The following is a 15,263-nucleotide window of genomic DNA, read 5'->3' as shown; positions in this document are numbered from 1 at the left end:
TTGCGATGTTTTGGTCCACATTATGTTTATTAGTGTGGACCAAGGTTTTGAATGTATGGCTAACTTACGATAATAGTGGAAATTGCTTGGCAATAGATGACTCCGTACTTTTTGCTACCCAGCCCTCTGTATTGTTAAATAAGCGAATGGCAGTGAACTCAGGGTCGCTCCCCATATCAAACCAATGCGGGGTAAGCTCTGGCACTGAAATTAAATCGCCTTGCTGGCAAAGTACCTGATAAACCTTATTGCCTAAATGCAGGCAAAATAGTCCTTGGCCTTTTACAAAAAAACGCACTTCGTCTTCACTATGAGTATGTTCAAATAAAAACTTTTTGCGCAGCTCTGATGCAGCAGGGTTTCCTTTAGCCAGTGATATTACGTCTACTGTTTGATAGCCATTTTCGGTTTTTAACCGATCTATATCGTTTTTGTACGCACTAATAATTTGCTCATGAGTAGTGTGCTCATTAATCTCTGCATTTGCTTGCCACTTTTCAAAACGTACGTTTGCTTTAGCTAGTTGCTTTGCAATATCATCAGCATTTGATGTGCTTACAAGTACTTTGTTTGCATTGTTGTCGGCATACACGGTTAATTGGCTCATACCAATTGCTCCAATGTAAATTGGCTAAAGTCATCAATATAAGGGTGTGCTTTAGTGCTTGCTTGCCCATCACGAATTAAATGTAGAGTTTTTAAGCCCGCAGCTTGTGCGGCATCAAGCTCGCCGGCTACATCACTTAAAAAGAGTATTTCTGCTGCTTTAAACGGTAACAGCTTAACAATAGTGTTATAGGCTGCTTGCTCTTGTTTTGCGCCAACTTTGGTGTCAAAAAAATCAGTAAATAAGCTGCGAATGTCGCCATAATCACTGTATTTAAAAAGTAGCTGCTGCGCTTTTACCGACCCTGACGAGTACACATACAAAGTAATATCGTTATTGTACTGAGCTTGTAAAAAATCAAAGGCGTCTGGGTATAAATGACCTTTAAAATCGCCGTGTTCATACCCTGTTTGCCAAATTAAGCCTTGTAACTGCTTAAGTGGAGTGATTTTTTTATCTTCGTCAATCCAGGTAAGTAAGGTGCTAATGACTTCTTCTATATCGGCGTTTGGCTTTTCTGTAAGCGCTTTTACGGCACTGATTTGCTCGGCTACATCGGGCTTGTTAGCATTGGCGCGTACAAAGGTCGGTAACTGTTTTGCCGCGTAAGGAAACAATACCTCTTTAACAAACGAGATGCGGGTTATTGTGCCTTCAATATCGGTTAAAATGGCTTTAATCATTTAGTCACTCCCGCTTGAATACCTATTATTTTTAAGCGCTCTAGCTCGCAGCTAAATAAAAACTCTAAGGCTTCTAGGTGGCGACGAACTTCATCAATATTGCGTCCTACTGCATATAAACCATGACCACGTATGAGTACGCCATGTTCTATAGGTGTATGTAAATGATGGTCACTGACCAGCAGGCTTAATCGGTCAATATCTTGATCGTTATCGAAAATAGGAATGCTCAGCGTTTCTAAATGCGAAGTAAAGCCGCTCAGTGCTTTTTGCATTTCATAGCCTGTTAAATCAAGCTGATGACTTTGGGTAATTTGCGACAGTACGGTGGCGGCTACAGAATGAGTATGTAAAACACACTGTGCATCAGGTATAAGCTGATACAAACTTAGGTGTAATTGTGTTTCTGCCGATGGTTTTACAGCTCCACTTAGGCGCTCGCCTTGGTGGTCTAATTGCAAAAAATGCTCTTGCGTCAGTGAGCCTTTATCGTGCCCACTTGCCGTAACAACAAAGCCAGTGCTAGTACGAGCTGAAAAGTTTCCGCCTGTTGCGGGTACCCAGCCTTTTTGGCTAACCCATTTTCCGGCTTCAATAAGTTGTGAAATAGCGGTATTGTTTTGCATACATTCCTCACTAATGAGCGTAAAGTTAATTGTTTTTAGACGGCTATACTTCTGTTTTGAGCAATGATAGCATCGCTTTAAGCGCAAAACCATCATTAAGGGCATCACGTGTTTGAAAGTAAATTACCAAATTTAGGCGTTAGTATATTTAGCCAAATGAGCGGGTTGGCTAATGAGTTTTCGGCAATTAATCTCTCTCAAGGCTTTCCTGAGTTTGATGCTCCTGATCTTTTAAAAACGCAGCTAAATTATTATGTGCAGCAGGGCGTTAATCAATATTCACCTTCAAGTGGTGTACCACGATTACAGCAACAAATTGCTGATTTAGCAAAGCGTAAATATGCAGCTGATATAAACGCGGCTGATCAAATTACTGTTACCTCGGGTGCAACAGAGGCATTGTTTGTGGCTATTCAAACAATCGTGCGCCCTAATGATGAAGTAATTGTATTTGACCCTGCATATGACTCCTACCAGCCGGCAATTGAACTTGCTGGTGGAAAGTCGGTACACATTGCTTTAAGTGCGCCAAATTACACTATTGATTGGCAAGTAGTAAGCCAAGCAATTACTAAAAATACCCGTGCCATTATTATTAATACGCCTCATAATCCAAGCGGTAAAATATTACAGCCACAAGATATAAAAGCGCTTAAAGAGTTAGTTGGTACTCACAATTTGTATGTAATAAGCGATGAGGTATATGAGCACATTACGTTTGATCAGCAACCGCATTTAAGCGTATTACGCGATGATGAGTTATTTAGCAAAAGCTTTGTTATATCGAGTTTTGGTAAAACGTTCCACTGTACGGGCTGGAAAATGGGTTACTGTATTGCGCCTACTGATTTAGCTATAGAATTTAGGAAAGTACATCAGTACGTTACGTTTTCAAGCTTTACCCCCGCACAACATGCGCTTGGCGATATGCTAGAGCAGCAAGGCGAGCATATAGATGAGCTAAGTAGGTTTTATCAGCAAAAGCGTGATTTATTAGCGAGTCATTTAAGTAACAGCCGTTTTAAAATTTTACCTAGCCAGGGCACTTACTTTTTATTGTTAGATTACGGTGATGTATCGGATTTAAACGATGTTGAATTTTGCCATTGGTTAGTAGAGCAAGCAGGTGTTGCGGCTATTCCGTTAAGTGTGTTTTATCAAAAGCCCCCAACCGATAAAGTCATTCGTTTATGCTTTGCTAAAAACGACAACACTCTCATAGAGGCAGCGCAAATATTATGTCAACTTTAACTATTACAGCATTGCAAAGCTCGCTTCACTGGCTTGATAAAGACGCTAATTTAGCCATGTTTAATAAACAGCTTGAAGCAATTACTAATCAGCCCGATTTAGTTTTATTACCAGAGACATTTTCGACTGGCTTTGCTATTAATTTAGATTGTGCAGAGCCCGAAAACGGTAAAGTGCTTACTTGGTTAAAGGCACAGGCTCATAAACATAATGCGGTTATTGCCGGTTCGGTACTGGTTGCACAAGGCAATAAAAAAGCCAATCGGCTTTATTGGGTAAAGCCCGATGGTGAGGTGAGCTATTACGACAAACGTCATTTATTTCGCTTAGGCAGTGAGGGCGATTACGTTGTAGCAGGGCAGGCGCGCAAAGTTTTTGAAATTAACGGTTTTAAACTATTACCGCAGGTATGTTACGACCTCCGCTTTCCGGTATTTCAACGTAATAATAACGACTACGATGTAATGATAAACGTAGCAAATTGGCCAGCTGTGCGCCGCCATATTTGGGATACGTTACTTATGGCACGTGCCATGGAAAACCTGTGTTACGTAGTAGGCGTTAATCGCGTAGGGGATGATGGTAATGGTGCCGCGCACAATGGTGGTACAGCGGTATACGACTTTAAAGGCGATGCGTTAACTAAAGCGCAAGATGACACCGAGCAACTAGTTACTATAACACTTGAAAAAGCACCACTGGATGAGTTTAAAGCGGCGTTTCCTGCCTATTTAGATGCAGACTCTTTTACATTAATATAAACACGTTAATTTAGCGCAGAGCCAATAAAGTGTTAAAATGGCCGCTGATATTTTTTGTTGGCGGCAAATTTCGTAATGAACACTTTAATCACTCCTGTAATTTTAGCAGGTGGCTTAGGCTCTCGCTTGTGGCCGCTTTCTCGCCAAGCAATGCCTAAACAATTTTTACCACTACTAAATGAAAACACGTCATTGCTACAAAGTACGTTGGCGCGTGTTTCTGATGGGTTGTTCGATAATGCTATTTTAGTGTGTAACGAACAGCACCGATTTATTGCCGCCGAGCAAGCTGAAAGCTCAATTCCTACTGCATTATTACTCGAACCCAAAGGTAAAAATACCGCTCCTGCCATCGCATTAGCCGCCCACTATGCACTGCAAAATGGGATTACCGGCCCGCTATTAGTGATGCCTGCCGATCATCATATTGAAAATTTTGATGTATTAACAGCTAAGCTCCCAGAAGCTGTAAAATTTGCCGAGCAAGGAAAGCTCGTGACGTTTTCGATTACACCTACACAGCCGCATACTGGCTATGGCTATATAAAACAAGGCGCGGCTATTGCCGGTACGGGTTGTTACGATGTTGCTCAATTTAAAGAAAAGCCTGACTTAGATACAGCGAACCATTATTTAGCTCAAGGTGGTTATAGCTGGAATAGCGGCATGTTTTTATTTACCCCTGCGGCTTATTTAAAAGAGCTAGAACGATTTGCGCCAAAAATAGCAACGAGTGTCGCCGCAGCCGCACAATTTACTAAAGATTTAGGGTTTACCCGCCCAAGCAACAGTGCGCTTGAACATTGCCCAAGCAATTCAATTGATTACGCCATTTTAGAGCGAAGCGATAACGTAGTTGTTATGCCTGTTGATTTAAAATGGAGTGATGTAGGCAGTTTTTCATCCCTTGATACGCTTACAAAAAAAGATGAAAACGGTAATAGTTTAAATGCTAATTATATGGCTCAAAAAAGCACTAATAACTTAGTTATTAACGAGGCTGAACATACAATAGCCACGCTTGGAGTAAGTAATTTAGCAATTATTCATACTCATGATGCCACGTTAATTGCAAACCAAAATGAGCTAGATTCTTTGCCTTTGTTGCTTAAGCAAATTGCTACAACACAGGCTGATAAACTTAATCATCATCAAGTGGTTTTTCGCCCGTGGGGAAATTACCGTACTTTAGTTGAGGGCACTGGCTTTAAAGTTAAAAAAATTACTGTTAACAGCGGTGCTAAGCTTTCGACGCAGCGCCATCAGCATCGCGCTGAACATTGGGTTGTGGTTTCGGGCATTGCAGATGTATGCATTGATGAGCAGGCGTATACGCTAACGCATGACCAATCGTGTTATATCGCCGCAAAACAAATTCATAACTTGGCTAATAATCAAAAAGAGCCGTTAATAGTCATTGAAGTGCAAACCGGTGCTGTACTTGATGAAAGCGACATAGAGCGATTTGATGATAAATATGGAAGAGGCTAATAATTAGCTGTTTTTAAAGCTAATTCACTATTACTCTAACTGCCCACGCACAAACTTTAAATATTGCTCTAAGCTGCGTTGCCACAGATCTAACGCTTCATCAAGCATATCGTTGTGTGGCTTTTTATCGAGTAAACGACGTTCTATTTTTTTCAGCTCAATACCATAGCGATTAAAACCAAGTTGCAGAGCGGTACTTGCTTGGCGATGTAAAAGCTTAATGCATTGCTCTGGCTGCTGATCTATTAATTTTTGACAGCGAATTAGTTTGTTACGCGCCGAAAGCACAAACTCATTATAAATCGACGATACTTCATCTTCACTAAACGAGCTGGTGAGTGTTTCAGCTGCGGTTTTATCGTATAACGTATCTATTAGCTCAACAGCAATACTCGCAGTTTGATTAGATTGAGAGTCGCTAAGTGCTTGGCGAAGCTTTTCGTGCTTAATAGGCTTGCCTACAATGTCTTTTATTCCTAATTCTAAATATTCTTTTACTTCGTCAGGGCTAAGGCTTGCAGTAAAAGCGAGTACAGGGGTTCGTTGGTTTTTATGATCAATGCGTTTTAAGCGCTTAAGTACTTCTTGCCCTGTTAAGTCAGGTAGATTCATATCAAGCAAAACAACATCAAAGTGGTGGGCTTGCATGAGTTCTATGGCGCTTTTACCATCTTTTGCGAGCTTAATTTTGTGCTCATCGTCGGCCATAAATTCAATAGCAATTTTTTGATTTAAATCTAAATCTTCAACCAGTAATACATCAAGACCCGTTAAGTAATCTTTAGTTTGATGGCGCTGCTCTACAAGGCTTAATTCACCTAAAGTAAAAGTAACGGTAAAGCTAAATACACTACCAGTACCAAGCTGGCTGGCTATTTCGAGTCGGCTACTGAGCTTTTCAAGCAGGCGACTGGTAATAGCTAAACCAAGGCCGGTTCCGCCTTTCTCTTTTCCTGCACTACTTTGTACATAAGGTTCTGTTAAGTAGGCTATCTCATCATTTTCTATACCTGGACCTGAATCTTTTACACTAATTTTTATAGTGTGCTCAAGTTGCTTTTCTAATACTAAATCAACCTGAATTTTAACAGTTCCGTGGTCTGTAAACTTAATGGCATTACCCACTAAATTAATAATTATTTGCCTAAGTTTTTGCTGGTCGCAGTAATAACATGCTTGCTCAGGAATATTGCATATTAGTTCAAACTTGAGCTGCTTTTGCTCGGCGAGAGGGCTTAATAATAAGCATAAATTATTAAGCCATGTTTTAAACTCTATATCTTCTTCGTAAAGCGCTTCGTCACTTTGATCTAGGCTCGCGTAATCAAGGACCTTATCTACCAATAAGTTAAGTGATTCGGCAGAATTTATAATCGCCTCGCAATAGGCTTTATTGCGAGTATCACTTGTTTGGTTCATAACAAGTTGAGCACTGCCCAAAATACCGTTAAGCGGAGTGCGAATTTCATGGCTTATAGTAGATAAAAATAACCCGCGTATTTCTAAATCTTTTTGTGCTTTATCGGCTAACTTATTGAGATGCTGCTCTCTGCGCTCATTACACAATAACGCCATACCTGCAGCATAAAACATGGGCGCAATTACGCCATTTAAAAATAGCAAAGAGCTAAACCAGCCGTTTACTAAAAGGTTTTTTTGTTCAATGTTATTCATAAATAACGAGCGGCCAATAAAGCTTAAAGCAACAAGCGTTAAAATGGTTATGTATACAATGCTGCCATTAGGATAGGGTTTGCGGGCACATTTAATAAATATAAACAGTAAAAAACCGGCTTCTGCTATGTGTTGTATATCGGATGCAATTACTCTTTCGTGCAAAGATGGGTCAAAAAAGGTGTAATAGCCAAGCATTACAGTGCAAAAAACGGTCACTGAGCAAAGTAATTTAAAACCAATACCGTGATAATTTAAAAACTGACTAAGTGAAAGGCAGTGCACTATTGATGCGGCAAACATCATGCTACTGGCAGCGCTAATAATTACTAAATTATGTGTATCACCAACAAGAGTAAAGCCAATAACTGAGCCTAATAGCAATATGGGATAGAAAATATAAAGCAATGTGCCTGGAATTTGTTTGTTTGTTCGCCACGTCAAAAAGTTAAGTAAAGTCATTACAACCATGATGGCGATGCTGGCAAAATAAAGAGTGAAAGAGTCGAGCATTAATAGTCCAGCAAAGTAGTTTTTAAACAAATATTATTAAAAGTATACACTTATACCAATTTTCAAAACAGATCACTTAAGTAAGCAAATTAGTATTAAATAAGTATGCAACACATACAAAAACAGACACCTAAGTGTCTGCTTTTAATTTTAAACTAAATATTTGATTAACGAATTTCATCAGGAATATTTTGCTGTGCCCAAGATAGGAGCTCAATACGGTTACGACATTTAGTTTTTCTAAATGCGCTATATAAATGTGTTTTAACAGTGTGTGGACTGATACTTAAATCTTCTGCGATCTCTTTATTCTTCGAACCTTTACTCATTAGTGAGATTATTGCTTTTTCTCGTTTAGTGAGTTTAACAGGCTCAATATCACCTTCAGTTAATTTATGCAGGGCATCTTTATTAAACTGAAGCATACGATTTAATGCATTACACATTATATCGCGGCGATACCAAAGTTGATCTTCAAGTAGTAAGCGAATACCTTTCATTAATACATCGGCGTTATCTGTTGTGTAAAACACGCCACGAATACCGCTCAACAATGCACGGTTAGCAAGTTCAGGGTTTTCGTCTAGATTAAATAATATGATATCGCATTTAATACGTAGGTTTACTAGTTGTTCTTTTAGTTTTCCCCATGCATCCTTGCTTGATGTTTCAATAAACAAAAGTCGAGTCCCTTCAGGTATGTCTAAAATATTAGTACCTGTGGTTACGTCAAGGCCTTGCGTTTTTAACAAAGGTTCTAAAACGTTAATACCAATAGTGTTAATTGGCTCTTGATCTAATAACAAAAAGGCTGAACTGCTCATGTTTTTATACTCTTTTATAAAGCTGACTGACTGAGTTTATCACGACTTCCACACCTTTTGTATTAGAAAGTCGTTGATGTACTCAATAACAAATACGATATTACGATTATTTAAACATAAAATGTTGCAAATAAGTAACTATTTATTATTTATAACCTTGAAAAACCATAACATTTGTAACTAATTAGTTGAGTGGCATAGTTTAGTGAAAAATTTTAATTAATTTACTTTTTTTACATTTTGATAAGGTGGCCACCCCATCTCTTTACCGGCAAGCATGTGTAAATGTATGTGATAAACAGTTTGCCCACCATGTTCGTTACAGTTCATAACTACGCGGTATCCGTCCTCAGCAAAATTATGTTGCTTAGCTAATTTAGCTGCGGCTACGTATAAGTTGCCTACTAAATGTGAGTTTTCAGGATTTATATCATTTATAGTAGCAATTGCTTTTTTTGGGATAATTAATACATGAAATGGCGCTTGTGGGTTTATATCTTTAAATGCGAGAGTGTTTTCATCTTCGTAAATAATATCTGCCGGAATTTCACGATTAATTATTTTGGTAAAAATAGTTTCTTGGCTCATAGTGTGTTCCTAATTAGGTGTTGTGAATTTTAAGCTCACTAATGACAAACTTTCAAAGCAGTGTCAAACTGAAATCAAATAAAGGAGTTAATATGCTTAAACCAATTTTAATAAGTAGTGCAGTTGCATTACTAGTTAGTTTTTCGGCTAATGCTGAGAATATTCACTTTCCAGAAGAAATTGTACCACTGCAAGTGGGCGATAAAATGCTAGAAAGCTCTTTGTTTAGTCGTATTGACGATGTCGAGCTTGCTCCAGGGACCTATCAGCTTAGGCTAAAGTACACCGATTTATATGAAGATGATTATGACACGCATGAAGTTATAGAGTCGGAACCATTTTGGGTAAGCGTAACTGTTGAAGCAGGTAAAGATTATACCTTAGTGTTTAATCGTGCTGAAAATGCGGTATCTGCAAAAGTATTTGCAGAAGCCCCTCAAGTGAGTTTAAAAGCAAAAAGTAGCGCTGTTGCTAAACCTTTAAGTGTTATTTATAACACGCAGCTAGCAAGCAATAAACCGGTAATGCAAAATACAATGCCTGCAGGACCTTCACGTCCTAGCCAACCAATAAAGCCAATAGCACCAATTACAGGTAAGGGCATGCCAAGTGCGCCGCAAATGCTTGATTTTTGGTGGCAGCAAGCCACGGCTACGGAGCGTAAAGCTTTTTTAGAAAAAGTAAAAAAGTGAAAAAGTGAAAAAGTAAAAAACAGAAAAACAAAAGGGCCAAATTTGGCCCTTTTTAGTTTCTAATTAACGCTATTTATTCAAATAATGCGTCAATAGTACCCTGTGCAAGAGGGTGATACCCAGGGCGTGCTTTTAAGTACACGCTTTGAGCCCACTCTTTTTTACCGTTAGTGATAAGTGATTTGTATAACGGCACAATTAACTTACGACGGCCAATACCTGATAGGTGCTTATCAAGCGCAGGATAAATTGGTTGATAACCATTACCTACTGCTAGCATAAACCAAGCAAATGCACGTTCAGCATTCGTTGATTGCGTTAGATTAAATTCACTATCAAGCTCGCTCATTTTCTCTATGCTTAAATCGCGTGGTAAGTTATTTAAAAAGTGTAGCCACTCATGCACAGACCAATCAGCTGTTGGTAGTTGAGCTGCTGTTGTGTCGCCTTTTAGCCATGCTGCTGTTGCAGTATCTACTTTATCAAATGCATCAGAAGTAGGGTTGGGCGCATCACTTGGTAAGCCAGGTTCAAAAATCCATTCGTTTACTTTATCCATACTTACAACACCCGGGTACTTCTCAATTAAGTTAGCTTTTAAGTAAGTAACAAATTGCGCGGTAGTAAGTGATTTAAACGAAAACTCTTTAAAGTACGCTTTTACAAACGGGTCAAACTTATCGCGGCCATATTTGTTTTCTAGATAGATTAAAAATAACTGACCTTTAGTGTAAGGCACTGAGCTAAACGCATCATCTGGGTCGCGGCCGTTAAGCTTTAAATTAAGGCGTGTATCTGGTGCATCAATTGTTTTAATTTGTGCGCGTAAAGACGCTGAATCAAGTGCTTGTTCCATAACCGCACGGTCACGACCAAATACTTCTTCCATAATGCGGTTTTCAACGTACGAGGTAAAACCTTCGTTTAACCACAAATCTTCCCACGTTGCGTTAGTTACTAAGTTACCAGACCAAGAATGAGCAAGCTCATGGGCAATAAGGTTAACTAAGCTTTTATCACCAGCAACAACCGTTGGAGTTATGAATGATAAGCGTGGATTTTCCATGCCACCAAACGGAAAACTTGGCGGTAGCATTAATAAATCGTAACGACCCCATGCATATTCGCCGTACATCGCGTTTGTTTTATCAATCATGGCTTGGGTGTCATCAAACTCAGCAACTGAGGCATCTAAAATTGTCGGCTCAGCAAATATGCCTGTTTGATGCGACATTGCTTTAAATTCTAAGTTACCTGCGCCAATAGCAATTAGGTAAGGTGAAATTGCTTGTGGCATATCAAAAATGTAATCGCCATCTTTATAAAGCGCATCTTTGTTATCGGCACTCATTACAGCACGTATATCTTTTGGTGTATGAATTCGTGCAGAGTAAGTTACACGCATTGCGGGTGTATCTTGCACTGGGATCCAACTACGTGCATGAATTGCTTGCGATTGGCTGTACATAAATGGATGCGTTTTACTTGCCGTTTGCGTGGGTGTTAACCATTGCAGGCCTGAAGCTTCTGGACGACTGTTGTAGTAAATACGAACTACTTCAGCTTGGTTTTTAAACACAATAGTAAGCTTTGAACCTTTAACGTCATCTCGCTTAGCTAAATCAAAAGTCGCCTTTTTCCAGTTACCACTTTGATCTTTATACATTACTTTATCAATGTCTAAGTCGCGGGTATCAAGTACGAGAGTTCTACTTTTGCTGTTGTTCCACTGAAGAGTATGCTCCACAAAACCTTCTAACTGCTTGTCGGCAAAGTCGACATCTAAATCAAGGTTTAAGTGAGTAGTAACAACATCATCAAGGTTAGCATACGAGTTTTGGTCAATCGCATTAGCCATTGCTTGCGAACACATACCCGCCATAGCGAGGCTTAAAAAAAGAGGTTTAATTTTCATCATTACTCTGAACACAAATAAAAAAGTGCTGGTTTTATATCACGATTGGCACGGTGGGTTGAGTGATTTTTACAATCTAGTGCCACATTTGCGACGATGAGGTAAACTATTGCGATTAGTTACCGGTATTTTTAGAGAGCTTTGTGGCGCATTCATTACACTCCTTACATACATTCGCATTAAACAGCCAATGCCAAAATTTTGTTGAAATTACTCAGCTTGAGCAACTTAAAACGCAAAGTTTTAGTACACCGTTTTGTTTGCTAGGCGAGGGCAGTAATACCGTATTTTTAAATGACTACATGGGTACGGTTATAAAAATAGCCTTAAAAGGGATTAAAATTACTGATCGTGAGAACGACACACTAATAACTATTGCCGCAGGCGAAAACTGGCATCAACTAGTCAGTTATTTATTAGAGAAAAATATACCCGGGCTTGAAAATTTAGCACTTATACCGGGCACAGTGGGTGCATCGCCGGTACAAAATATTGGTGCTTATGGCGTTGAGATAGCTAAATTTATTGAGTTGGTAGAATACTTTGATATAACCACTAAAACTATGCACTCACTAAATAACGAGCAATGTGAATTTGCTTACAGAGACTCAATATTTAAACATGCCCTTAAAAATAAAGCGGTGATCACGCAAGTGCATTTAGCGCTTCCAAAAAAGTGGCAACCAGTATTAAGTTATGGCCCCCTGCAGCAGCTCTCAAGCATTACCCCGCAAGCAGTATTCGATCAGGTTATAAAAACGCGCAATAGCAAATTACCTAACCCATATACACTTGCCAATGCGGGTAGCTTTTTTAAAAACCCAATAATTACTAACCAGCAGTTAGCTGAGCTATTAAAGCAGTTTGCAGATTTACCTCATTACGAATATGGGCAAAGCCATCACAAGGTCGCAGCAGGTTGGCTAATCGATAAAAGTGGTTTAAAAGGGCACCGCGAGGCCGGTGTAGAAGTGCATGAACAACAAGCGCTAGTGCTTGTTAATCACGGAAATAGTGAAGGTAGTGACCTAATAAAAATGATTAAACACATTCAGCAAGTGGTTTATATGCGCTACAACATTATGCTTGAGCACGAAGTACGTTTGATAGATTCGTGCAGCGAATGCCATATTAACGCGGAGCCTGAGCAATGAAAGCACCTGATGGAAACAAACTCGCTATTTTAAATGCACTCAACCAAGGAGGCTTTGTATCTGGGCAAGCCTTGGGTGAAAAGCTAGGAATTAGCCGAGCTGCGGTTAGTAAACATATTAAAACGTTACAAGAAATGGGCTTGGATATTTTTAAAGTGACTGGCAAAGGCTATTGTTTGAATAGTCAGGTGGGCCTTTTAAATAAAACGCAAATTGATCAACACTACAAAGCGCTAGGTGATAATACGGCCAATGTAGAAGTACACCCTATTATAGATTCGACCAACAGTGAGCTTATGCGCCGTATACAGGCTAAAACAGCGCTTGAGTCTGGGACTGTTATTGTTGCTGAAATGCAGCAAGCAGGGCGCGGCCGACGCGGCCGTGTTTGGCAATCCCCATTCGGCGCTAATTTGTATTACAGTTACTTTTGGCGTTTAGATGACGGGCTTCAAGCTGCAATGGGTGTATCAATTGCAGTAGGCCTTGCAGTTTATGATGCAATTAAAGCGTTATACCAAATTGACGTAGAGCTTAAATGGCCTAACGATATTTATATAAATAAGCAAAAGCTTGCAGGTGTATTAGTTGAACTCGACGGACAGCCGCAAGGTCCTTGTCAGCTTGTGATTGGTATAGGTATCAACTTACAAATGCCAGACAGCTTTAGCCAACACATAGATCAAGCGTGGACCGACTTAAATCAACATACCCAACAGCTAGATAAAAACCAGCTGGTGGCATCGCTTACTCATCATTTAGAGCAGCGTTTAGTGCAGTATCGTCAAACAGGTTTGCAAAATATGTATGAGCAATGGAATTCACTCAATGCATTTGCTGGTGATTATGTTGAGCTTAATACAGGGCACCGAAGCTGGCGTGGAATATGTGAAGGTATTGACCCACAAGGTGGAATACGAATTCGCCAAGATGGTGAAGTAAAAAGTTATTACGGTGGGGAAGTCTCCCTCAGAAAGGCGCAAGTATGAGATTACTGATCGACGTAGGAAATACATCACTAAAAGCTGTGCAGTGGGATAACGAGCAAGCACAACCAGCAGATATAAATAACCTTCCTTGGTTGCAAATAACCGAAGTGATTTATGCGTGCGTAGGGCGCAGTGATTTATTAAACGATATTCTAACGCAAGCGGCTAGCAATAATATTACTTGCTTTGAAGCCAAAGTAACCAAAACGCTTGGAGATCTTGTATGCGCTTACGAGCACGTAGGTAACTTAGGCATCGATAGGTGGCTTGCGCTTATTGCAGGCTTTACATTATACCCACATAAAGCATGTATTGTTATTGATGCAGGTACTGCCACCACAATTGACGTGCTTGATAGTGAAGGCCTACATTTGGGTGGCTGGATTTTACCTGGGCTTGATTTAATGACCTCATCGCTTACACAAAACACCCAACGTGTTTTTGATGACGGTAAAACACCATTTACTAATGAATTGGGTAAAAACACGCCAAACGGTTTAAAAAATGGTGCTTTAGTGGCAACCATCGGAGCAATTGAGCAAGCTAAGCTGAATTTAACGGCTCAAAAAACAGAACAAGCACCACAAATTATTTTTGCTGGTGGCTATGGCTCGCTATTGCAACAGCAATTTGCAGGAAGTATTTTTGATTCATTGTTAGTAATGAAGGGCTTAAATTATTGGTATGAATTAACCGAAACAGTATAAAAAAGTGCAAAAAACGTGTTTTCGCGTGAATATTGAGCATTTAAACTAAAAATTTACACTTTTTTTAATTTTATTGTTGCATCCCAATAAACCTTACTCTAATATCTCGCCCCGTACTAAAGCAGTGCCGACTTAGCTCAGCTGGTAGAGCAACTGACTTGTAATCAGTAGGTCAACCGTTCGACTCGGTTAGTCGGCACCACTTTCCTTTTACCGGAAGTGAATTAGTAGAGAATTATCGTGGAGGGGTTCCCGAGCGGCCAAAGGGATCAGACTGTAAATCTGACGGCTCAGCCTTCGCTGGTTCGAATCCAGCTCCCTCCACCACTTTATTCTTGACGGTTAGAGGTAGTTTAAGAACAGATTTTTATGCGGGCATCGTATAATGGCTATTACCTCAGCCTTCCAAGCTGATGATGCGGGTTCGATTCCCGCTGCCCGCTCCAGTTCTTGTGTTGCTGATATAGCTCAGTTGGTAGAGCGCACCCTTGGTAAGGGTGAGGTCGGCAGTTCGACTCTGCCTATCAGCACCAGTCCTAAGAATCTCCTTGATTACTTCCTTTATCTGTCAGAAAATACTATTTGAAAAAATTAACTTAATCTACCTCTGGTGGATTATTTTCATATGTAATTTAGATACACAAAACTGATAGGTTCCGTCATGGCAAAAGAAAAGTTTGAACGCGTAAAACCGCACGTAAACGTTGGTACAATCGGCCACGTTGACCACGGTAAAACTACACTAACTGCAGCAATCACTAACGTACTTGCAAAAGTATACGGCGGTG

The 15,263-nt window shown here is 39.8% G+C and carries 15 protein-coding genes and 4 tRNA genes; 12 read left to right on the top strand and 7 right to left on the bottom strand.

The annotated features are described in order from the left end of the window. Window positions 1-64: 64 nt before the first annotated feature. Genes BW142_RS18295 through BW142_RS18285 form a run of 3 tightly spaced genes read right to left on the bottom strand, consistent with a single transcriptional unit; the run spans window position 65 to window position 1,916 of the window. Complete coding sequence (locus BW142_RS18295; protein ID WP_076925864.1) at window positions 65-607, bottom strand: acireductone dioxygenase; 543 nt, start codon at window positions 605-607, stop codon at window positions 65-67. Continuing rightward, window positions 604-1,290 carry an acireductone synthase gene (gene mtnC, locus BW142_RS18290; RefSeq protein ID WP_076925863.1) on the bottom strand — a complete coding sequence of 229 codons (687 nt, stop codon included), beginning with the start codon at window positions 1,288-1,290 and terminating at the stop codon, window positions 604-606. The genes BW142_RS18295 and mtnC overlap by 4 nt, the downstream gene beginning before the upstream one ends. Further along, a complete protein-coding gene (locus BW142_RS18285; protein WP_024599724.1) occupies window positions 1,287-1,916 on the bottom strand; it encodes a methylthioribulose 1-phosphate dehydratase in 630 nt (209 codons plus the stop codon). Before BW142_RS18285 ends, mtnC begins: the two co-directional genes overlap by 4 nt. Window positions 1,917-2,024: 108 nt before the next feature. Between BW142_RS18285 and BW142_RS18280 the strand changes: the two genes are divergently transcribed. The 3 genes from BW142_RS18280 to BW142_RS18270 all read left to right on the top strand — a co-directional run bounded on the left by BW142_RS18280 (window position 2,025) and on the right by BW142_RS18270 (window position 5,419). Next, the gene (locus tag BW142_RS18280; protein WP_076925862.1) at window positions 2,025-3,167 is read left to right on the top strand and encodes a methionine aminotransferase; all 1,143 of its coding nucleotides are present in this window, start codon (window positions 2,025-2,027) and stop codon (window positions 3,165-3,167) included. Beyond that, window positions 3,155-3,928, top strand: coding sequence for an amidohydrolase (locus BW142_RS18275; protein ID WP_076925861.1), 774 nt, complete (start codon window positions 3,155-3,157; stop codon window positions 3,926-3,928). Before BW142_RS18280 ends, BW142_RS18275 begins: the two co-directional genes overlap by 13 nt. A gap of 75 nt (window positions 3,929-4,003) precedes the next feature. After that, window positions 4,004-5,419 (top strand): mannose-1-phosphate guanylyltransferase/mannose-6-phosphate isomerase, encoded by a 1,416-nt coding sequence (locus BW142_RS18270; RefSeq protein WP_076925860.1) that lies wholly within the window; start codon window positions 4,004-4,006, stop codon window positions 5,417-5,419. A 30-nt stretch (window positions 5,420-5,449) separates the two neighbouring features. Here BW142_RS18270 and BW142_RS18265 read toward each other — a convergent pair whose 3' ends face one another. The 3 genes from BW142_RS18265 to BW142_RS18255 form a co-directional block, all read right to left on the bottom strand. Beyond that, the gene (locus tag BW142_RS18265; protein WP_076925859.1) at window positions 5,450-7,606 is read right to left on the bottom strand and encodes a response regulator; all 2,157 of its coding nucleotides are present in this window, start codon (window positions 7,604-7,606) and stop codon (window positions 5,450-5,452) included. A 167-nt stretch (window positions 7,607-7,773) separates the two neighbouring features. After that, window positions 7,774-8,430: a response regulator transcription factor gene (locus BW142_RS18260; RefSeq protein ID WP_004334929.1), complete on the bottom strand. Its 657-nt coding sequence runs from the start codon at window positions 8,428-8,430 to the stop codon at window positions 7,774-7,776. Between the two features lie 219 nt (window positions 8,431-8,649). Beyond that, window positions 8,650-9,018, bottom strand: a complete 369-nt coding sequence (locus BW142_RS18255; RefSeq protein ID WP_024597062.1) for a histidine triad nucleotide-binding protein — start codon at window positions 9,016-9,018, stop codon at window positions 8,650-8,652. A 92-nt stretch (window positions 9,019-9,110) separates the two neighbouring features. On the opposite strand from BW142_RS18255, the gene BW142_RS18250 reads away from it, so the two are divergent. Continuing rightward, a complete protein-coding gene (locus BW142_RS18250; RefSeq protein WP_076925858.1) occupies window positions 9,111-9,710 on the top strand; it encodes a DUF2057 domain-containing protein in 600 nt (199 codons plus the stop codon). A 73-nt stretch (window positions 9,711-9,783) separates the two neighbouring features. Here BW142_RS18250 and BW142_RS18245 read toward each other — a convergent pair whose 3' ends face one another. Continuing rightward, window positions 9,784-11,625, bottom strand: coding sequence for a M1 family metallopeptidase (locus tag BW142_RS18245; RefSeq protein WP_076925857.1), 1,842 nt, complete (start codon window positions 11,623-11,625; stop codon window positions 9,784-9,786). 143 nt (window positions 11,626-11,768) lie between these two features. Here BW142_RS18245 and murB point away from each other — a divergent pair, with 143 nt between their 5' ends. The 8 genes from murB to BW142_RS18205 all read left to right on the top strand — a co-directional run. Beyond that, window positions 11,769-12,779: a UDP-N-acetylmuramate dehydrogenase gene (murB, locus tag BW142_RS18240; RefSeq protein WP_024599731.1), complete on the top strand. Its 1,011-nt coding sequence runs from the start codon at window positions 11,769-11,771 to the stop codon at window positions 12,777-12,779. Further along, window positions 12,776-13,768 carry a bifunctional biotin--[acetyl-CoA-carboxylase] ligase/biotin operon repressor BirA gene (birA, locus tag BW142_RS18235; RefSeq protein ID WP_024597284.1) on the top strand — a complete coding sequence of 331 codons (993 nt, stop codon included), beginning with the start codon at window positions 12,776-12,778 and terminating at the stop codon, window positions 13,766-13,768. Before murB ends, birA begins: the two co-directional genes overlap by 4 nt. After that, on the top strand, window positions 13,765-14,475 hold the full coding sequence (locus BW142_RS18230; RefSeq protein WP_076925856.1) for a type III pantothenate kinase: 711 nt from the start codon (window positions 13,765-13,767) through the stop codon (window positions 14,473-14,475). The genes birA and BW142_RS18230 overlap by 4 nt, the downstream gene beginning before the upstream one ends. 126 nt (window positions 14,476-14,601) lie before the next feature. Beyond that, window positions 14,602-14,677, top strand: a tRNA-Thr gene (locus BW142_RS18225). A 40-nt stretch (window positions 14,678-14,717) separates the two neighbouring features. Beyond that, window positions 14,718-14,802, top strand: a tRNA-Tyr gene (locus tag BW142_RS18220). A 44-nt stretch (window positions 14,803-14,846) separates the two neighbouring features. Beyond that, window positions 14,847-14,921 (top strand) — tRNA-Gly (locus BW142_RS18215). 11 nt (window positions 14,922-14,932) lie between these two features. Then, a tRNA-Thr gene (locus tag BW142_RS18210) sits at window positions 14,933-15,008 on the top strand. A gap of 128 nt (window positions 15,009-15,136) precedes the next feature. After that, a partial coding sequence (locus tag BW142_RS18205; protein ID WP_033023824.1) for a GTP-binding protein occupies window positions 15,137-15,263 on the top strand: 127 nt, incomplete at its 3' end.

Source organism: Pseudoalteromonas sp. EB27, assembly GCF_001974875.1.
Classification (GTDB): domain Bacteria; phylum Pseudomonadota; class Gammaproteobacteria; order Enterobacterales; family Alteromonadaceae; genus Pseudoalteromonas.
The sequence above is the reverse complement of the archived record's forward strand: the minus strand, read 5'-3'. Positions and strand labels throughout refer to the sequence as shown.